This window comes from Peteryoungia aggregata LMG 23059 (genome assembly GCF_030814435.1).
GTDB lineage: Bacteria > Pseudomonadota > Alphaproteobacteria > Rhizobiales > Rhizobiaceae > Allorhizobium > Allorhizobium aggregatum.
On record NZ_JAUSUW010000005.1, the window covers coordinates 308,533 to 325,981 of the forward strand.

The 17,449-nt window shown below is 60.7% G+C and carries 20 protein-coding genes; 10 read left to right on the forward strand and 10 right to left on the reverse strand.

Annotated elements, in window-relative coordinates; all coding sequences use genetic code 11:
- The first annotated feature begins 5 nt into the window (after positions 1–5).
- The 5 genes from lpxD to lpxB are packed head-to-tail and all read left to right on the forward strand — an operon-like array spanning position 6 to position 4,408.
- Positions 6–1,070 (forward strand): UDP-3-O-(3-hydroxymyristoyl)glucosamine N-acyltransferase, encoded by a 1,065-nt coding sequence (gene lpxD / locus J2045_RS10875; RefSeq protein ID WP_307372584.1) that lies wholly within the window; start codon positions 6–8, stop codon positions 1,068–1,070.
- Positions 1,063–1,530, forward strand: a complete 468-nt coding sequence (gene fabZ / locus J2045_RS10880; protein ID WP_166599376.1) for a 3-hydroxyacyl-ACP dehydratase FabZ — start codon at positions 1,063–1,065, stop codon at positions 1,528–1,530. The genes lpxD and fabZ overlap by 8 nt, the downstream gene beginning before the upstream one ends.
- Positions 1,527–2,342, forward strand: a complete 816-nt coding sequence (lpxA, locus tag J2045_RS10885; protein ID WP_307372586.1) for an acyl-ACP--UDP-N-acetylglucosamine O-acyltransferase — start codon at positions 1,527–1,529, stop codon at positions 2,340–2,342. The genes fabZ and lpxA overlap by 4 nt, the downstream gene beginning before the upstream one ends.
- Positions 2,343–2,345: 3 nt before the next feature.
- Entirely contained in the window at positions 2,346–3,233 is an 888-nt protein-coding gene (locus tag J2045_RS10890; RefSeq protein WP_307372589.1) for an LpxI family protein, read from the forward strand.
- A complete protein-coding gene (lpxB, locus tag J2045_RS10895; protein WP_307372591.1) occupies positions 3,233–4,408 on the forward strand; it encodes a lipid-A-disaccharide synthase in 1,176 nt (391 codons plus the stop codon). Before J2045_RS10890 ends, lpxB begins: the two co-directional genes overlap by 1 nt.
- A 3-nt stretch (positions 4,409–4,411) precedes the next feature.
- On the opposite strand, the gene J2045_RS10900 is transcribed toward lpxB, so the two are convergent.
- Together J2045_RS10900 and J2045_RS10905 are read right to left on the reverse strand one after the other, a co-directional pair.
- A complete protein-coding gene (locus J2045_RS10900) occupies positions 4,412–5,602 on the reverse strand; it encodes a GTP-binding protein (protein WP_307372593.1) in 1,191 nt (396 codons plus the stop codon).
- A 91-nt stretch (positions 5,603–5,693) separates the two neighbouring features.
- On the reverse strand, positions 5,694–6,782 hold the full coding sequence (locus tag J2045_RS10905) for a metal ABC transporter solute-binding protein, Zn/Mn family (protein ID WP_307372595.1): 1,089 nt from the start codon (positions 6,780–6,782) through the stop codon (positions 5,694–5,696).
- A 100-nt stretch (positions 6,783–6,882) separates the two neighbouring features.
- Here J2045_RS10905 and znuC point away from each other — a divergent pair, with 100 nt between their 5' ends.
- Genes znuC through J2045_RS10920 form a run of 3 tightly spaced genes read left to right on the forward strand, consistent with a single transcriptional unit; the run spans position 6,883 to position 9,027 of the window.
- Positions 6,883–7,812, forward strand: a complete 930-nt coding sequence (gene znuC / locus J2045_RS10910; RefSeq protein WP_307372597.1) for a zinc ABC transporter ATP-binding protein ZnuC — start codon at positions 6,883–6,885, stop codon at positions 7,810–7,812.
- Positions 7,802–8,617, forward strand: a complete 816-nt coding sequence (locus J2045_RS10915) for a metal ABC transporter permease (RefSeq protein ID WP_166599595.1) — start codon at positions 7,802–7,804, stop codon at positions 8,615–8,617. The genes znuC and J2045_RS10915 overlap by 11 nt, the downstream gene beginning before the upstream one ends.
- 2 nt (positions 8,618–8,619) lie before the next feature.
- Positions 8,620–9,027, forward strand: coding sequence for a Fur family transcriptional regulator (locus tag J2045_RS10920; protein ID WP_307372599.1), 408 nt, complete (start codon positions 8,620–8,622; stop codon positions 9,025–9,027).
- A 109-nt stretch (positions 9,028–9,136) separates the two neighbouring features.
- Here the strand turns inward: J2045_RS10920 and J2045_RS10925 are convergent, their stop codons facing one another.
- The 6 genes from J2045_RS10925 to J2045_RS10950 form a co-directional block, all read right to left on the reverse strand.
- Positions 9,137–9,664 carry a gamma carbonic anhydrase family protein gene (locus J2045_RS10925; RefSeq protein WP_307372602.1) on the reverse strand — a complete coding sequence of 176 codons (528 nt, stop codon included), beginning with the start codon at positions 9,662–9,664 and terminating at the stop codon, positions 9,137–9,139.
- Between the two features lie 14 nt (positions 9,665–9,678).
- Positions 9,679–9,951 (reverse strand): hypothetical protein, encoded by a 273-nt coding sequence (locus tag J2045_RS10930; protein WP_307372604.1) that lies wholly within the window; start codon positions 9,949–9,951, stop codon positions 9,679–9,681.
- Positions 9,952–9,998: 47 nt separating this feature from the next.
- Positions 9,999–11,459: a D-alanyl-D-alanine carboxypeptidase gene (locus tag J2045_RS10935; RefSeq protein WP_307372606.1), complete on the reverse strand. Its 1,461-nt coding sequence runs from the start codon at positions 11,457–11,459 to the stop codon at positions 9,999–10,001.
- 96 nt (positions 11,460–11,555) lie between these two features.
- Positions 11,556–12,350, reverse strand: a complete 795-nt coding sequence (locus J2045_RS10940; RefSeq protein ID WP_307372608.1) for a hypothetical protein — start codon at positions 12,348–12,350, stop codon at positions 11,556–11,558.
- Between the two features lie 217 nt (positions 12,351–12,567).
- The gene (locus tag J2045_RS10945; protein WP_307372610.1) at positions 12,568–13,176 is read right to left on the reverse strand and encodes a transglutaminase-like cysteine peptidase; all 609 of its coding nucleotides are present in this window, start codon (positions 13,174–13,176) and stop codon (positions 12,568–12,570) included.
- A gap of 486 nt (positions 13,177–13,662) precedes the next feature.
- Positions 13,663–14,274 carry a PilZ domain-containing protein gene (locus J2045_RS10950; RefSeq protein WP_307372782.1) on the reverse strand — a complete coding sequence of 204 codons (612 nt, stop codon included), beginning with the start codon at positions 14,272–14,274 and terminating at the stop codon, positions 13,663–13,665.
- 315 nt (positions 14,275–14,589) lie between these two features.
- Here J2045_RS10950 and J2045_RS10955 point away from each other — a divergent pair, with 315 nt between their 5' ends.
- Both J2045_RS10955 and J2045_RS10960 read left to right on the forward strand, forming a co-directional pair.
- Positions 14,590–15,372: a rhomboid family intramembrane serine protease gene (locus J2045_RS10955; RefSeq protein ID WP_307372612.1), complete on the forward strand. Its 783-nt coding sequence runs from the start codon at positions 14,590–14,592 to the stop codon at positions 15,370–15,372.
- A gap of 103 nt (positions 15,373–15,475) precedes the next feature.
- Positions 15,476–15,910 carry a CBS domain-containing protein gene (locus J2045_RS10960; RefSeq protein ID WP_166599362.1) on the forward strand — a complete coding sequence of 145 codons (435 nt, stop codon included), beginning with the start codon at positions 15,476–15,478 and terminating at the stop codon, positions 15,908–15,910.
- Between the two features lie 47 nt (positions 15,911–15,957).
- Here the strand turns inward: J2045_RS10960 and J2045_RS10965 are convergent, their stop codons facing one another.
- Both J2045_RS10965 and hisI read right to left on the reverse strand, forming a co-directional pair.
- On the reverse strand, positions 15,958–16,914 hold the full coding sequence (locus J2045_RS10965; protein ID WP_307372614.1) for a patatin-like phospholipase family protein: 957 nt from the start codon (positions 16,912–16,914) through the stop codon (positions 15,958–15,960).
- 81 nt (positions 16,915–16,995) lie between these two features.
- Positions 16,996–17,448: a phosphoribosyl-AMP cyclohydrolase gene (hisI, locus tag J2045_RS10970; protein WP_307372616.1), complete on the reverse strand. Its 453-nt coding sequence runs from the start codon at positions 17,446–17,448 to the stop codon at positions 16,996–16,998.
- Position 17,449 lies beyond the last annotated feature (1 nt).

The following is a 17,449-nucleotide window of genomic DNA, read 5'->3' on the forward strand; positions in this document are numbered from 1 at the left end:
TGCTGATGGAGCATAATCACTTCTTTCCGCCCCATGCCGGGGTGACCTTGGCTGCGCTTGCAGCGCAGACGGGGGCGGAATTGCAGGACCAGAGCCAGAGTGGGCGGATCGTTCGATCCGTTTCACCTGTGGGCAGGGCAAAGGACGGGGATGTTTGTTACATCCTCTCCCGCCGCAATCGGGAAGAGCTGGCGACATGCCAGGCGACGGCAATATTTGTCGAAAAGCCGCTTCTATCCTTCATACCCCCGCATATCCCGGTACTGCTGGCCAAGAGCGCGCACACCGCGTTTGCTCTGGCGGGCGCGCTTCTGCATCCGCAGGGGCTGAAGCCCGTGCGCATGACGTCGGAGACGGTGGGGATTTCCCCGGCAGCTTATGTTGACCCGACCGCCAGGCTCGAGCCCGGTGTGGAAGTCGAAGCCATGGCAGTGATCGGTGCCGATGTGGAAATCGGGACGGGCACGCGCATCGGTCCTGGTGCGATCATCGGCCCCGGTGTCCGTATTGGCCGGGATTGCGTGATTGCTGGTGGAGCGACGGTTCAGGTTTCCCTGATCGGCAACAATGTCATCATTCACAACGGCGCGCGCGTCGGGCAGGATGGTTTCGGCTACGCCCCTGGTCCGCGCGGAATGCTCAAGATCGTCCAGGTTGGGCGGGTGATTATCCAGGATCACGTCGAGATCGGTGCCAATACGACGATCGATCGCGGGACGATGGACGACACCGTGATCGGAGAGGGCACCAAGATCGACAATCTGGTGCAGGTTGGCCACAACGTCCGCATTGGGCGCCATTGCGGCATTGTCAGCCAGGTTGGGATCGCCGGCAGTACCGTAATCGGTGACGGCGTGATGATCGGCGGCGCCGCTGGCGTAAACGGTCACATCAAGATTGGCGATGGAGCACAGATTGCGGCGATGAGCGGCGTTCTGGCGGATGTGCCTCCGGGTGAAAAATATGGCGGTGTACCGGCCCGTCCGTTGAAGGATTATCTGCGCGAGGTGGCCGATACGCTGAGCCGTTACGACAGCCGCGCCAAGGAAAAGGGAGCCAGCAATGACTGACGTCGCCAAGAGCGAATTGGGATCGGCTGATATCCTCGAGATCATGAAGCTTCTGCCCCACCGCTATCCCTTCCTGCTGGTGGACAAGATCATCGAGATTGACGGCGACGATTCCGCCATCGGCATCAAGAACGTGACCGCGAACGAGCCGCATTTCACCGGCCATTTTCCGGAAAGCCCGATCATGCCGGGCGTTCTGCTGATCGAGGGAATGGCTCAGACAGCCGGTGCGATCTGTGCTCGAAAGCAGGGAGAGGCCGGGAATCTGGTCTACTTCATGACGATCGATAATGCCCGCTTCCGCAAGCCTGTGGTCCCCGGCGATCGGGTAGAATACCATGTCGTGAAGCAGAAGCAGCGCGGCAACATCTGGAAATTCCACTGTGACGCAAAGGTCGACGGTGCGCTGGTCGCGGAAGCCGATATCGGGGCGATGATCATGCGCAAGGATCAGAAATGAGCCAGATCGCAGCAAGTGCCGTCATCCATCCCATGGCCGTTGTCGAAGATGGCGCGGTCATCGGGGAGAACGTGAGGATCGGCCCCTTCTGCCGTGTCGGCCCGCGGGTGACACTGAAGGACGGCGTCGAGCTCCTGTCGAATGCGGTCGTCACAGGGCTGACCGAAATCGGCCCGGGCTGCAAGATCCATCCAATGGCAGTGATCGGTGGTGTATCGCAGAGCCTTCATGAGGCGGGTGAGGAATCCCGTCTCGTTGTTGGAGCCAACTGCACCATGCGCGAAGGCGTGACGATGAACTGCGGCACCGTTGGTGGTGGTGGCATTACCCGTGTCGGCGACAACTGCCTGCTCCTCGCCAATTCGCATGTGGCGCACGACTGCATCCTCGGCAACGACATCATCCTGTCCAACAGCGTGATGCTGGCTGGCCATGTGCGCGTCGAGGATAGAGCCATCCTCAGTGGTGGCTGTGCTGTGCACCAGTTCACCCGTATCGGCCGACAGGCCTTCATCGGTGGATTGTCGGCGGTCGCCTATGATGTGATCCCGTATGGCATGCTGAACGGCAATCCGGGCATTCTTGCCGGTCTCAACGTGGTTGGCATGACCCGCGCCGGCATCGAGCGTGCGGTGATCCATCAGGTGCGCCGCGCCTTCAAGCAGATCTTCGAGAGCGAAGGTTCCGCCCGCAACAATGCGGCCGCCATCCGCGATGAATACCTCGATTGCCCTCCGGTGATCGAGATCCTCGATTTCATCGCAGCCGAAAGCGACCGGGCGCTGTCGTCGCCCCATCGCGGCAAGAACTGAACCATGACGGCGGCCGATCACGCTGACGGCCTGCCGCGAACCGGGCGCCTCGCGATTATCGCAGGCGGCGGAAAACTGCCGCTCTTCATTGCCGAAGCTGCTCGGGAAGCTGGCGAGGATCCCTTCGTTCTCAGGTTGAAGAACGAGGCAGATGATTTCTGGCTTGGCTTTGACAATGCTGTGATCGGCGTTGGCGACATGGCCGGGCTTTCGACGCTCTTCCGCCAACACGCGATTGGTCGGGTGGTCATGTCTGGTGCCGTGAAGCGGCGTCCGGCCTTCGGTGAAATCCGGGCCAACTGGAAATCGCTACTGAAACTCCCAATGGCGCTGAAGACCTTGCTTGCCGGTGGTGACGATGCCGTACTGCGGATGGTCATCTCGTTGATTGAGGCGCAGGGCTGCGAGGTGCTCGGAGCCCACGAAATTCTTCCGGGCCTGCTCGCCACGATCGGCCCGCTCGGTGCCATGACGCCGAATGCTGACGATCTGAGGGACATAGAGCGTGCCGCCGATGCCGCAGAAACGCTCGGGCGCCTGGATGTCGGCCAAGGTGCGGTGTCCGTCGGCGGGCGTGTCGTGGCACTGGAGGGGGTCGAGGGAACCGATGCGATGCTTGCCCGTGTTCGCGACCTGCGCAACGATGGACGGATATCGAGACGCCGCAAGGGCGTGTTGGTCAAGTTGTGCAAACCGCAGCAGGACCTGAGAGCCGATCTGCCGACAATTGGCGTCTCGACTGTCGAGAATGCCAAGGCAGCAGGGCTCGCCGGCATTGCAGTTGAAGCCGGTCGAGCGCTTGTGGTCGAGCGTGACGCCGTCATCGCAGCGGCCGACGCCGCCGGCCTCTTCGTTGTCGGTGTCGACCGGGCGGGCAGGGAGCGCCAGTGATGATGGACAGACCGCTGAAGATCGCAGTGATCGCCGGTGAAGTCTCCGGCGACTTACTGGGCGCCGATTTGATCGCGCAAGTGAAGGCTATGCATCCTGGCCCGATCAAACTGGTCGGCGTTGGGGGAGAGGCGCTGGAGGCCCAAGGGCTGAAATCGCTGTTCGATTTTTCCGAACTTTCGATCATGGGCATTACCCAGGTCCTGTCTAAGCTCCCGCGTCTCATCAAGCTTATCTCTCTGACAGCGGACGCGATCATTGCTGCCGAGCCGGATCTGCTCCTGATCGTCGATAGCCCCGATTTCACCCATCGGGTCGCAAAGAAGGTTCGGCGCAAACGACCGGATCTCGCCATCGTGAACTATGTCTGCCCAAGTGTCTGGGCATGGAAGGAATATCGCGCCAAGGCCATGCTCGATTATGTCGATGCTGTGCTGGCGGTGTTGCCATTCGAGCCGGCGGTCATGCAGCGTCTGGGCGGTCCGGAAACTCATTTTGTCGGCCATCGCCTGGCTAGCCATACGGACATCCGACGGGTGAGGGAGGCGCGTAAGGCGAGGGGGGCTGCACCCGCGAGTGATAAGCGCACCATTCTTCTGTTGCCGGGATCAAGGGGTGGAGAAATCACCCAACTGTTGCCGGTCTTCGGGGAGGCGATGCAGGAATTTGTCGCTCGCAATGGCGAGACGCGGTTTGTCCTGCCCACCGTGCCGCGTCAGGAGGCTCGCGTGCGCGAAATCACGCGCAACTGGGCGCTGCGGCCCGAGATCGTTCTGGGTGACGCGGCGAAGTGGCAGGCCTTCGAGGCGGCGGATGCTGCCATCGCGGCCTCTGGCACCGTGATCCTTGAGCTGGCGCTTGCCCATGTGCCTGTCGTTTCGACCTACAAGGGGGACTGGATCATCCGGCTGCTGAGCCACCGCATCAAGATCTGGACCGGTGCTCTGCCGAACCTGATTGCGGATTACGCCGTTGTTCCGGAATACTTCAACGACGTGTTGCGCCCTGCGAGCCTTGTGCGCTGGGCGGAGCGCCTGTCGACCGAGACGCTGCAGCGTGCGGCGATGCTTCAAGGTTACGACGAAGTCTGGCAGAAGCTTCAGACGGAGAGACCAGCCGGTGAGGCCGGTGCGGCCGTGGTTCTCTCCGTCCTCCAGAGACGCGGAAGGCTGTAAGCCTCAGGTCCAGCGCGCGAAGGGGTCCGGGAGGTCTTCCCAGGCTGTCGGCGTGAAGCCATCGCTCGGCACGAGGCACTCATCGAGTTCCGCCGTAATTGTCCGCTGATCCATCGGATCGGCTCCGATGAAGACGATTTCCTGTCGCCGGTCTCCCCATTCCTGGTCGAGATAGGGCGCCATCGCATGCATGAAGCCCGGATCGTCCGGCCAGCGTGATTTCGGCACCGACGCCCACCATAGCCCCATCTTCGTCGTCCGCACGAGCGGCCCGGCCTGGCTCAGTTCTCCAACATGGTGCGGACGGGTCGCGAGCCAGAAAAAGCCCTTTGCCCGGATGACGCCCGGCCAGGCGCGGTCGAGAAACGCGCGAAAGCGTGTGGGATCGAACGGCGCGCGGGCGCGGTAGACGAAGGAGCGGATGCCGTATTCTTCCGTCTCCGGCACATGATCGCGGAAGCCGTGCAGTTCCTGGAACCAAAGCGGATGCGTTTCTGCCTTGGCAAGGTCGAAGAGCCCAGTCCCGAGAATGTCCTTCGCCGCGACATCTGCAAAGTCGGTCTCGATCACGCGCGCATCGGCATTGAGCCCGGCGATGATCTTGCGTGCCGCATCAAGCTGGTCGCGCGTGGCGGTTCCGACCTTGTTCAGGATGATCACGTCGGCGAACTCGATCTGCTCGACAAGGAGATCGACGAGGGTCCGGTTGTCGTTCTCACCGGCGCTCTCACCGCGGTCGGCCAGAAAATCGCTGGAGGAGTAATCTCCGATGAGATTGGCGGCATCCACCACGGTGACCATTGTGTCGAGTTGCGCAATGTCGGAGAGACTGCGCCCCTCCTCATCGCGGAAATCGAATGTTGTGGCAATCGGCAGCGGTTCGGCAATGCCCGTGGCCTCGATCAGCAGGTAGTCGAACCGGTCCTGTTCGGCGAGCCCCCGCACCTCGTTGAGGAGATCGTCGCGCAGCGTGCAACAGATGCAGCCATTGCTCATCTCCACCAATTGCTCCTGCGTGCGCGTCAGTGCGGCATCACCACCGCGCACCAAGGCTGCGTCGATATTCACCTCGCTCATGTCGTTGACGATGACGGCAACCCGCAATCCGTTGCGGTTGGCGAGCACATGGTTGAGCAGCGTTGTCTTTCCAGCTCCAAGGAAACCGGACAGGACGGTGACAGGCAGCTTCTTCATTTATGGCTCCAGTTAATGTAATAACATAACAAATCTCCATCCGAAAAAGGCGGAACCGAAGTCCCGCCTTTCGCCCGGGGGAGGGATTTGATCACTGCGACAGGCAGGTGCTCATCGAGGTCGCCAGATTGCGCATCAATTGACCGTAGAGTGCGGGACCTGCTTCGAGCGCGCCGCCCTCCGGATCGAGCACGCCGGACTTCGCTTGCGTGCCCTCGGTGACGATGCCGATCAGCTTCGGTTCGAACTGCGGCTCGGCAAAGACGCAGGCCGCGCCCAATTCCTCGATCTTGGCGCGGATTGTCGACAGCCTCTCGGCACCTGGCATGGTTTCGGGACTGACCGTCACGGAGCCGGCGACGCGCACACCGTAGTGCTTCTCGAAGTATTGATAGGCGTCGTGGAATACGATGAAGGGTTTCTCCAATACCGGTTTCAGCTGCGCGGCGATTTCGCTATCGAGCGCGCTGATCTCGGTATCCAGAGCGGCAAGATTGGCCTCGTAGATTCCCTTGTTGGCCGGATCGGCCTCGCTCAGGGTCTTGGCTATTTCAGCAGCCATGACTTTCGCGTTGGTGGGATCAAGCCACAGATGCATGTCTGTGCCGCCATGCGCGTGTTCGTCGTGATCATGCTCTTCGTGCCCATGGCTCTCTGCGCTGACTGCTGCTTCTTCAGCCTTGTGGTCGTGGCCATGATCGTGCGTATGCTCCGCCTCGGCATGCTCTGCATGTCCGGCCTCTTCGTGGGCGTGCCCGTCGTGATCCCCGCCAGTCTCCGCGTGATCAGCGTGCTCGTCATGCTCATGGCCTTCGAATGCACCACCTTCGCGGAACGGTAGCTTGGTCATGCCCGGAGCATCCTCAAGCTCGACGACCTTGGCCTTCTTCGGCAGTGCCTCGAGTGGCTTCTCCAGGAAGGCTTCCAGGCCGGGTCCTACCCAGAACACCAGGTCGGCATTTTCCAGCGCCCGCGCGTTGGATGGCTTCAGCGTATAGGTGTGCGGAGACGCCGAACCCTCGACAATGAGTGACGGCTCGCCGACCCCCTTCATGATCGAGGCGACCAGCGAATGGACGGGCTTGATCGAGACTACGACATCAGGAGCCGCCGAGGCCAGAGCCGGCGAGAGAAAGAGAAACGCCGTCGAGGCAGCCAGTCCGAGGCGGTAGCGGTTCATGCATGGCTCCTGGGGGTGGTTATGTAATAATATTACGTAAGTTGCGTAATGCTATAACGTGTGGCATAGGTGGAGGCAACACTTAAATCTCGAGATCCCAATGAATGCCATGAAATCACGGGAGGCCGCACCGCTGGTGTCACTCACCGGCGCTGGTGTCTACCGCAACGGACGCTGGCTTGTGCGCGGGGTCGATTTCTCCGTGCGCCCCGGCGAAATCGTTACACTCATCGGCCCCAACGGTTCCGGCAAGTCCACCAGTGCCAAGATGGCCATTGGTGTCCTCAAGGCGGATGAGGGCAGGGTGGAGCGCAAGCCTGGGCTCCGTGTCGGCTACGTCCCGCAGCGCCTGTCCGTTGACTGGACGATGCCGCTGACGGTGCGGCGTCTGATGACGTTGACCGCGCCTTTGTCGGCTGAAGAGGTCAAGGCGGCATTGGACGCCGTGGGCATCGCCCACCTGGCTGGCGCGGAGGTGCAGCATCTGTCCGGCGGTGAATTCCAGCGCGCCCTGCTGGCGCGTGCCATGGCCCGCAAGCCTGATATTCTCGTACTCGACGAACCGGTCCAGGGCGTCGATTTCTCCGGTGAGATCGCCCTCTACGACCTGATCACCTCCATCCGAAATTCCACCGGATGTGGCATTCTGCTGATTTCCCACGACCTGCATGTGGTGATGGCTGAGACCGATACGGTAATTTGTCTCAACGGCCACGTCTGCTGCCGGGGAACACCGGCCGCCGTCAGCCAGAGCCCGGAATACATGCGCCTGTTCGGTGCAAAGGCCGCCCAGACGCTCGCTGTCTACAGCCACGACCATGATCATACCCATTTGCCAGATGGGAGGGTTCTGCATGCCGATGGCAGCGTGACGGACCACTGCCATCCCGACGATGGGCATCACGACCATGACGATCACGGCCACAGTCATCAGGACCACGACCATCACCATGGCCATGAACATCACCATCACCATGACGCGGCGACTTCGGTTGCGTTAAAGGACAGGAAGCATGACCATGCTGGATGACTTCTTCGTCCGTGCCATGCTCGCCGGCATCGGCCTTGCCCTGACCACCGGGCCACTCGGCTGCTTCGTCATATGGCGTCGTATGGCCTACTTCGGTGACACGATGGCCCATTCGGCTCTGCTTGGCGTCGCCTTGTCCCTGTTTTTCTCGCTCAACCTGATGATCAGTGTCTTCGTCGTGGCGGCCCTTGTGTCCCTGATCCTGATTGTCCTGCAGAAGCGTCAGGGACTCTCTGCCGATGCGCTGCTCGGCATTCTCAGTCATGCCACGCTCGCGATCGGCCTCGTCATGGTGGCCTTCATGACCTGGGTGCGCTTCGACCTCATCGCCTTCCTTTTCGGCGACATTCTGGCGGTGACGCCAACCGATGTCGCGATAGTCTGGCTCGGTGGGCTCATTGTGGTGGCGATTGTTGCCTGGCTCTGGCGACCTTTGCTTGCCGGTACTGTCAATGTCGAATTGGCGGAAGCCGAAGGCATGCAGCCGGAACGCGCGCGGCTGATCTTCATGCTGCTCATGGCTCTGGTGATCGCGATTGCGATGAAGATCGTCGGCATCATGCTGATCACCTCGCTGCTGATCATCCCCGCAGCGGCCGCCCGACGCTTTGCTGCAACGCCGGAAGTCATGGCCATTCTCGCCTCGGTCATCGGTGCCGTGGCGGTGGTGCTCGGGCTTTTCGGTTCACTGACCTATGATACACCGTCCGGTCCGTCGATCGTGGTCGCCGCACTGGTTCTTTTCCTCATCAGCCTCTTGCCGCGACCGGGCGCCAGGACAACCGACATTCGACCGAGGGCATGAGCATGACCAAGACAGATCTTACCCGCAATCAGACCCTCGTCTTCGACGCGCTTGTGCATGCGGATGGGCCACTGTCCGCCTATACGCTGCTCGATCGACTGCGCGAGCACGGCTTCCGTGCGCCGCTGCAGGTCTATCGTGCGCTGGACAAGCTGGTCGAATTCGGCATGGTTCATCGGCTGGAGAGCATCAATGCCTTCGTCGCCTGTGCGCATCCGCATGACGGTTGCTCAGGCCATGGCACGGTCGCCTTCATGATCTGCAACAAGTGCGGTCATGTAACAGAGTTCCATGATCATGACATCGATCACCGTCTGGCGACCATGACGCGCGGCCGCCATTTCAAGCCGGAAAAGACGACGATCGAGATCAGGGGATTGTGTGCAACCTGTTCGGAAATCGCGGCCTAGGCGAGACTGGCCGAAAAACTTTGCGATTTCGCTGCGGAGCTGCGTAAGTCCTGGATGAGCAGCGCATGGCGCATAGATGATCTGGCGGGAGCCGTTCAAGCAACGCAATTCAGAGAGGCGTCAGTTCGCTGGAGTAGCGGCGCCAGTTTCGCACATAGTTCTCTGCAGAAAGCTTGAGCCCGGCAATCGCTGTATCGTCCAGCGTCCGGACGACCTTTGCTGGAGCTCCAACGATCAACGAATTGTCGGGGAACGACTTTCCTTCCGTGACCAGCGCGTTGGCGCCGACCAGGCAATTGTGACCGATGCGAGCGCCATTGAGAACTGTCGCGCCCATCCCGATCAGTGAATTCGAACCGATGCTGCAGCCATGGATGATGGCATGATGCCCGATGGTGCACCCTTCACCGATTGTGACGCCCATGCCGGGATCGGTGTGGACCATCACGCCGTCCTGGATGTTGCTGCGAGCGCCGATAAGGATGGGGTCGTTGTCACCGCGCAATACGGCGCCGAACCAGATTCCGACATCCTCGCCGAGCCGGACGTCACCAATGATCTGGGCGTCTGGCGCGACCCAGTATCTGTCGGTTGCGGGCAGTTGCGGAACCCTGTCTCCCAGACGGTAGATCGGCATGTGGCGGGCTATCGTCAGCGAAGGCGGAGGATGACGGGGAACCGTCTGGCCTGGGCCGTCACATGGAGGTGGATGTTAGCCTCCGGCTGCGAATAGCGCCAGGCACGGGCGCCGTGGCTCAACAGCAGGCCGATCAGGTCCTTGGTCTTCGAGCGCTTGTCCCGCAGGCCGATATCAGCCAGCCGATAGGCCACCTCGTGCAGGGGGTGCAGCACATTGGTCGGGGAGCCTTCTCCACCATTGTCCTGCCCTTCAACGGGGCCGTACTTGAAGTCTTTCGATGCCATTCCGTGATCCTCGTAAACTGTACAAATCGAGGGTTTCGGGTGATCGATCACTGCGCTGATGCCCAGCAACCGATTCCCTTCTTCTTCAGGGCCTTGCACGCGTTGATCGCGTCTTTCTGCTCATCGAACCCGCCGAAGCGTGCGCGATAGATCTGTTGTGCGCCATCACCATAGGCGACGGTGAAGGGGGTGGCGGAACGCAATACCTTGCCGCCTTTTTCCTGGGCGTCGCGCAGGAGATCCATGGCCAGTTCCTTGTCCGGCGACGTGCCGATCTGCACGACCCAGCCGGACGCAGGCGTGGTCGATGCCGTGGTCAGCTGGTCGACATCAGGCGGGGTGGCCGAAGCAGCAGCAACGGACTGCGTCGTGTCTTCCGGCAGAACGGCCGCACCGCTGTCGGGCATATAGGCGGGGGCCGGTTGCGGTACCGGCACCGCATTTCCGGAAGCGGCGGCCGGTGCGACCGGACGCAGGGTTTCCAGTGCTGCGCTTGCGCCATTGGTCGTCGGTGCCGCTGCATAGGCCTGCGCGACACCGTTATAGCGCGGATCGGGCATCGGACCGGTTTGCGGAAGGGTCGGCATTGCGTCACCGACGGACGCGGTAGCCTGTGCCGGCGCGATCGAGGTGTCGTTCTTGGCGATGGTATTGCCGCCGCGCGTTGCCGAGGCTGCAGGCAGATAACGCTGCACGAGGCTGGTCATCTGTGCATTGCGACGGGCTCCGGAGGTGGCGCCGAGGACCACGGCGACGATCGAACGACCGCCTGCCTCGGCGGAAGTCGCGAGGTTGTAGCCGGCAGCGCGGGTGTAGCCCGTCTTGATTCCGTCTACGCCGCGAACCTGACCGAGCAATCTGTTGTGGTTGCCGATCGTCTGCTTGCCGAAGCGAAAGCTACGAGTGGAAAAATAGCCGTAATACTGCGGAAAATGCTGGCGCAGGGCGATGCTCAGGCGGGCCTGGTCGCGCGCCGTCGTCATCTGTGCGGTATTGGGAAGGCCGTGCGCATTGCGATACGTCGTCTTCGTCATGCCGAGGCTGCGGGCTTTTGCTGTCATCATCTGCGCAAAGCGCTGCTCCGAGCCGCCGAGATACTCGGCTATTGCCGTCGCCGAATCATTGGCCGAGCGGGTGACCAGTGAGAGAATGGCTTGCTCGACAGTGATGCTGCGACCTGTACCGACGCCGAGCTTGGATGGCGGCTCTTTTGCGGCGTTGGCCGAGAAAGGTACCTTGCTGTTGAGCGAGACCTTGCCGGATTCCAGCGCTTCGAAGACCATGTAGAGCGTCATCATCTTGGTCAGCGAGGCGGGATAACGCAGGCTGTCTGCATTCTCACTATAGAGAACCTTGCCGGTCTTGGCGTCGATGACGATCCCGGCATATTTCGGGTTGGCCTGGGCTGCGCTCACGGCAGCGACACTTGTCACGATGGCCGCAAACACTGCAAGCACGATCCGACGGAATGAGACGGCGAAGTTGAAGCTTCCCAGAACTGTGTGCACCACGATACTCTTTAAATCTTACCATTGACGACCGGACGCTCTCCCCCAATCGCGACCATCTCCGTGGACCCTACGGAATTAGCCTTACCAAGAGGTTTATGATGAACGGTCTGTTGATGCTTTGGGTTGATTTTTAAGCGTTGTGACGGATGGCGTGGGGTGCGTGCGTGTCTCGACATAGCTGCGGACCGCAGTATCTATTGCCTGCCAGTCGCCGAGCAGTCGGCTTGAGAAGCGATAGAGCACGGTAAGGTCTTCCCCAACGTGGATGTCGCGTTGGCAGTCGCTGCTGGTTGCCTCTGAGGGGGGCGGTGGTAGCAGGCAGCGGATTGCATACGCTTCGCCATCCTGAAGTGTTCCAGTCAGGAGGTGCTCGCCATCATATCCTGTCCCGCTCTTGAACGCATGAAGGCTGAGGCCGGCCGGACCGGGAGCCGCATCGTCCTCCAGCAGGTGTCTGTAAATCGGCTCGACCCGCCCGGACATGTCTCTGGACATCGTGCTTTGGGATATCTGCAGGAAGATCAGCGCGTTTGACTGGTTCAGGTCATCGAACCGGACCCGATCGGCTGATGTGTAGCCCGACATCTCCGGCCACAGCAGGTAGAGATCGAGACGGTCGGCGCTGCCGCTCTGGCGTTGCTGTTCGAAGCGGATGGTGTTCGCAGGCACGAATAGTTGATCCCGGCCCACCGTGACCTCGACGATTTCGACACTTTCGCTGTGTCCGGCCAGTGAAAGACGTTCGCCATAGGCGCGCCCGAACCAGCTGATGGCGACGGAGGCTGCCGCCAGAAGGCATATGGATGCGGTCGCTATTATCAGAAAACGATTCGAGATCAGCGACGAGTGCTCTTCGTGTGGCTCCACCCTGTTTGCTGCGCCTCGCATCTCAGCCTCATCCACTCGGAGCGGTCATCGTTGCGAGATGCCGCAACTCAAAGACTTCGGTGAGCGTGGTTAATATGCGGTTAAGTCAGTCTGGGCGTTGGTGCTGGCTTCTGAAAAAAAGAGAGCCGGTCCCGGTTGGACGGGACCGGCTCGTTGGCTCCGGTCGGGGGACGGGTAGGCGGGGACAGACCGGGCCATAAAGTGGCGGTGGCGTGACTTATTGGGACACGCTGCCGACGATGCCTGCGCGTCCGTCCTGGAGCTTCACCCAGCGACCGGGATTGCTTGAGGATTGACGCTTGAGGTAGGTGTATTCCGTCTCGGACCACAGCAGCACCTTGTTGCGCATGTTGTCGAGAATGAAGTCGCCGTGGTCGGTGCGCACCGTGAGCACGGCATGCCCTTCGCCGTTTGGCTGCAGCACCACGGTCATCAGGAGATCGGCGGGGTCAACGCCGCGGTCAACGAGCATCTTGCGCTTCAAGAGTGCGAAGTCCTCGCAATCGCCGACACTGCGCGGATAGGTCCACCGCTCCTCGACGCCGTAGATTTCCATATCGGTCAACGGTGTGATCGAGCTGTTGACGGTGTAATTGACGTCGAGCATCGCCTTCCAGAGGTCCTCGGTCAGCGCCATGGGGCCGCTGTCGGTCTGGCTGCCGGCGCACTCGCCGGAATAGGTCTGACAGAATTCGTAGTGGCCGATCGGCGGATTCGCCTTGCCGACGATCTGCATGTTGGCCGGCATCGCCGATACTTGAAAGGCCAGTGCGCCGGTGAGGGCGGCGGCCAGAGTTCCAATACCCAGATTTTTCTTTGTTGTCATTGGTTGTCTCCCGGTAATGGAGATAGCAATGACAGAGAAAATTTGATGGGCTGCCAAGAATAGCGGTAAAATCAAAGGCTAAATCTATGAAAAAGAGAATCTATATTTAGATGCGTTTGATTTTTGTTTGATTCTATTTTGTAGAAAATGAGATGAAATTTTGAGTATAATTCTACCTATTTGACCCGCCGTCTTGGTTCCTGGCGCCGGAAACATGTTTTAAGTCAGAGCTTTACGCTGGTGCGTCCGTGTGCCGGGTTGGGGGTGCAGGCGCATCGGCTGGTGGCTTGCTGGCTATTGTGAATGCGGCATGCGCCAGCATTTCGGATCGAATGGCCGCTCTGGATGTGCCGAAGATAGACTTCGCTTCAATGTTTTTTTTCGAAGAAGTCTGTGCCGCTTTGGCACTTTTCACGATGGAGGACGTAGAAAAGGCGCCTCGCGGAGACCGCGGGCGCCTTTGTCGGAGTAGATGACTGGCTTGTCTCAAAGAAACTCGGTGAGTGCTTCCTTGGACTGCAGAGAGAGGAACTCGATCGCGACGCCTTCCATGAAGTGGCGGACCACGCGGCCGCGCATGTTGCCCAGGCGCACGGCCGAGCCGATCGGCGGACGGATGTCGATGTCGACGGCTGCCCCAGAAAGTGAAAGGTCCATCAGGCGGCAGGGATAGACCTTGCCGTCTTCCAGTGTGAGATCGGTTCTCGTCTGTCGGGGTGTCAGGCGATCATGGCGACGGTCTTCCGGGAGGCCGAGCTCATGCTTGTTGGCAATCCAGGTCAGTTGGGCTGCGAGCTTCTCGCGCTTCCGCACCGTTGCGATGATCGAGATGACAAAGCCGTCTTCTGTGAGCTTGACGACTGTCCCTTCGATCCGTCCGAGATGGTCGATATAGGCAATCACGCGTTCGTTCGGGCGGGGCATGCCGGCGCAGGCAAAGCGAACGTCACCCGGCGACATGTCGACAACCTTGCAGACATACTCTTCGTAGTTGGCGAGCATAAGTCGACCTTGCAGGCTGACGGCGACGCGCTGAAAGGCGCGCTGCTGTCCCGGCGAGGCGATCGTAGTGCTCTGGCTGGCCCGCGTCGAGTACATCATGGAGTATCTGTCTAATCCTCTATGGCTAAACATTAGTCCGCGAGCCGTTAATATAGTGTTTGCTCTGGCTCTCGCTTTTTCAGGGTGGAACGAGCCCGGGCCGCTGAATTAAGGTTAAGAAACGGTTTCAGTTGTGCGCTCCCGTCTGCCATGGCATTCGAGGCTCAGCACACGCGAAGGCAAGCCTTCGGCACCACCTCCAGTCGGCGCAATGATCCGCTCTGCGCCTGCAAGGCCACCCGCTTGTCCGGGCGGCCTTTTTTTTATCTGCCAACTGCACTAACTGGTGGGACAATCATGAAGGAGCCGTCGATGCAGGATGAAGCGGATTTCCGGGGCGAGGGGCATCCGGCAGGTGAGCGCCGTGCGCCCGAGACGGCCAATGGTGGTCCGCCATCTGAGAACCCTCCGATCTTCAATATCCCGACCGGAATTCTCGCGGCTCTTGGCCTGATCTGCGGAATCTATGTGCTGCAGGACCTCTTCTTCTCTCCGGCGACCAATGAATGGATCGCCGTCGAGTTCGGGTTCTCGCCGATCCGCTATCTCTATCCCCTTGGAGATCAGTCCCTCGCATGGCTCTGGACGCCTGTCAGCTATTCCCTGCTGCATGGCAGTTTCGAGCATCTCGCTTTCAATTCCCTCTGGCTTGCCGCTTTCGGCACGCCTGTCTGCCGACGGATCGGTGAGGCTCGCTTCGTACTGTTCTGGCTCGTCTCGTCGGTCGCGGCGGCCACCCTCCATGCCGTGGTCAACTGGGGCGAGCCGTCTCTGATGGTCGGTGCCTCCGGTGTTATCTCCGCATTGATGGGTGCCGCTTGTCGATTCGCTTTCGGCGAACGCCGCCGCGGGATCGCTCGTCTGGCCGGCCGCGAACCGCCACTTCTTTCTGTCAGACAGGCTCTCGCCGATCGCACAGTGCGCGTCTTCATCATCGTCTGGTTCCTTGGCAACGTCGCAATTGCAGTCGGATTGCCAATGATGGGGGCCGATTCGGCGTCGATTGCCTGGGACGCTCATATCGGCGGGTTTCTGCTCGGGTTCTTCTTCTTCGGTCTGTTCGACCGGCCCGGAATGCGCCGCACGGCGCCGTGATCGACGGCTTATTGCATTCTCCTTGAATAGAGGGCACCCTCTATGGGTGGCGATCCGAGGAGGGTCGGATCGCCCCCCGAGTGTTCTATGCGAGGAGGAACGCATGCCTGCATCTGCACGAAGCATACTCGAGCAAAAGGGCCGCAACGTCATCACGATCAGTCCGACCGTGACGCTGGGCGAGGCAGCCCACGTCTTAGAGGAAAACAAGATCGGTGCCGTCGTGGTCGTCGGCATGGAAAGCCGCATCGTCGGCATCTTCACCGAACGTGACGTCGTTCGCGCCATCGGTACCGCCGGCAAGGATGCCTTCGACCAACCGGTCTCGGCCTTCATGACCGCCAACGTCTATCGGTGCCGGGAAGACACCAGCGTCAACGAACTGATGGAAATGATGTCAAGCCGGCGCTTCCGCCACGTGCCCGTCGAGGACAATGGCAAGCTCTCCGGCATCATCTCGATCGGTGACGTGGTGAAATCCCGTATCCGGGAGATCGAACAGGAGGCCGAGCACATCAAGGCCTATATCGCTGGCTGAGGTGCGCCCGAGCTAGGGCCTGAATGATGGCGGCATGTGTGCCGCCATCAGCGGAGAACCGCTTCCTGCATGCGGCGGATTTCCGCGACGCGCATCTTTGCCTCTTCGTAGCCACGCTCGATGGCCTCGCCAGCCCGGTGAAACTCCGAGAGGCCGATGTCGTTCAGCCGCGGATGAAGCGCCAGATCCGGCGGATCCCCGGCGAGACGTGCCCGTGAAATGCGGTCCTGGATGATGTTGAAAGCCTGGACCATGACTGCGGTCAGTCCGAGCTTGTTGGGTGCGCGGGCTGTTTCGGCGCTCGCCTGATCCGGGGGCGAAGCCTTGTGCTTGACCACGGCGGACCGTCCGAAGACATCGTAATGCAGGTTCACCGCCATCACGAGCGGCTGCTCATACGCACGGCAGACCGATACCGGCACGGGATTGACCAGCGCGCCGTCGATCAGCGTGCGGTTGTTGCAATGGATCGGCTCGAAGATCCCGGGCAGGGCATAGGATGCTCGAAGCGCCGTAATCAGGCTGCCGCCATCGATCCAGACCTCGTGGCCGCTGTTGAGCTCGGATGCGACGGCCACGAAGGGCTTGGGCAATTCCTCGACGGTCAGCCCCTCAAGATGCTCCTGCATCCGCTTGGTGAGCCGCATTCCGCCCAGCAGTCCGCCGCCTCCGATCGTCAGATCGAGCAGTGAGGCGATGCGGCGCATGGTCAGGGATCGGGCAAAGGCCTCCAGCTCGTCGAGCTTTCCTGCGAGATAGCACCCGCCGACGAGCGCGCCGATCGAGGTGCCGGCAATCATCCCGACTTCGATGCCTTCTTCGTCCAGCGCTCTGAGCACTCCGATATGTGCCCAGCCGCGTGCGGCTCCCCCGCCGAGCGCCAGGGCCACTTTGGCTTTCGCGCGCTTTTCAGGCAAAGCGGTTGTCGGCGCAGACCCGCCGCTATCCTTGGCAGGTTGCGCCGCTGTCGGACCCGTACCTGAAATCATGCTCCAGTTCAGCATCTCCGCTACCCCACAAGCTGAACACTCCGGGTTTCATTAGGACACTGTCTGCTTACGATTTCGTTATGCGTCACGACCCGGTCAATGACCGTAGACGTGATCCGGGTCGAAATGGCGGTGATCATCCGCAACGACCAGTACCGGTTTCCCGTTGACCGTGTGCGCGGTCCGATAGAAGCAGGAGCGCCGGCCCGTATGGCAGGTCGCGTCGTGGCCCGCCACCTCGACCTTCAGCCAGATCGCGTCCTGGTCACAGTCGACCCGGATTTCCTTGACCGTCTGGAGGTTCCCGGAGCTTTCGCCCTTCTTCCAGATCTTGGCGCGAGAGCGACTGAAGTAGTGGGCAATGCCACTTTCCAGAGTAAGCTCGATCGCCTCGGCATTCATGTGCGCGACCATGAGCAGCTCGCCATCACGTGCATCCGTCACCACCGCCGTAACCAGGCCGTGCTCGTCAAATTTGGGCGTGAAGGACAATCCTTCCTCAAGGATCTTTTTGTCCGAAGAGGGGGGGGCGAATACGGAACCGGTCATG

Bases quoted from the DNA above. Each gene is read 5' to 3' on its own strand.
- J2045_RS10930 (WP_307372604.1), bottom strand. From the start codon at position 9,951: ATGGCATCGAAAGACTTCAAGTACGGCCCCGTTGAAGGGCAGGACAAT.
- J2045_RS10965 (WP_307372614.1), bottom strand. From the start codon at position 16,914: ATGCTGAACTGGAGCATGATTTCAGGTACGGGTCCGACAGCGGCGCAA.
- J2045_RS10950 (WP_307372782.1), bottom strand. From the start codon at position 14,274: ATGTACTCGACGCGGGCCAGCCAGAGCACTACGATCGCCTCGCCGGGA.
- hisI (WP_307372616.1), bottom strand. From the start codon at position 17,448: ATGACCGGTTCCGTATTCGCCCCCCCCTCTTCGGACAAAAAGATCCTT.
- lpxD (WP_307372584.1), top strand. From the start codon at position 6: ATGGAGCATAATCACTTCTTTCCGCCCCATGCCGGGGTGACCTTGGCT.
- J2045_RS10940 (WP_307372608.1), bottom strand. From the start codon at position 12,350: ATGCGAGGCGCAGCAAACAGGGTGGAGCCACACGAAGAGCACTCGTCG.
- J2045_RS10905 (WP_307372595.1), bottom strand. From the start codon at position 6,782: ATGAACCGCTACCGCCTCGGACTGGCTGCCTCGACGGCGTTTCTCTTT.
- znuC (WP_307372597.1), top strand. From the start codon at position 6,883: ATGAATGCCATGAAATCACGGGAGGCCGCACCGCTGGTGTCACTCACC.
- J2045_RS10955 (WP_307372612.1), top strand. From the start codon at position 14,590: ATGCAGGATGAAGCGGATTTCCGGGGCGAGGGGCATCCGGCAGGTGAG.
- J2045_RS10915 (WP_166599595.1), top strand. From the start codon at position 7,802: ATGCTGGATGACTTCTTCGTCCGTGCCATGCTCGCCGGCATCGGCCTT.
- J2045_RS10960 (WP_166599362.1), top strand. From the start codon at position 15,476: ATGCCTGCATCTGCACGAAGCATACTCGAGCAAAAGGGCCGCAACGTC.
- lpxA (WP_307372586.1), top strand. From the start codon at position 1,527: ATGAGCCAGATCGCAGCAAGTGCCGTCATCCATCCCATGGCCGTTGTC.
- fabZ (WP_166599376.1), top strand. From the start codon at position 1,063: ATGACTGACGTCGCCAAGAGCGAATTGGGATCGGCTGATATCCTCGAG.
- J2045_RS10925 (WP_307372602.1), bottom strand. From the start codon at position 9,664: ATGCCGATCTACCGTCTGGGAGACAGGGTTCCGCAACTGCCCGCAACC.
- J2045_RS10900 (WP_307372593.1), bottom strand. From the start codon at position 5,602: ATGAAGAAGCTGCCTGTCACCGTCCTGTCCGGTTTCCTTGGAGCTGGA.
- J2045_RS10945 (WP_307372610.1), bottom strand. From the start codon at position 13,176: ATGACAACAAAGAAAAATCTGGGTATTGGAACTCTGGCCGCCGCCCTC.
- J2045_RS10890 (WP_307372589.1), top strand. From the start codon at position 2,346: ATGACGGCGGCCGATCACGCTGACGGCCTGCCGCGAACCGGGCGCCTC.
- lpxB (WP_307372591.1), top strand. From the start codon at position 3,233: ATGATGGACAGACCGCTGAAGATCGCAGTGATCGCCGGTGAAGTCTCC.
- J2045_RS10920 (WP_307372599.1), top strand. From the start codon at position 8,620: ATGACCAAGACAGATCTTACCCGCAATCAGACCCTCGTCTTCGACGCG.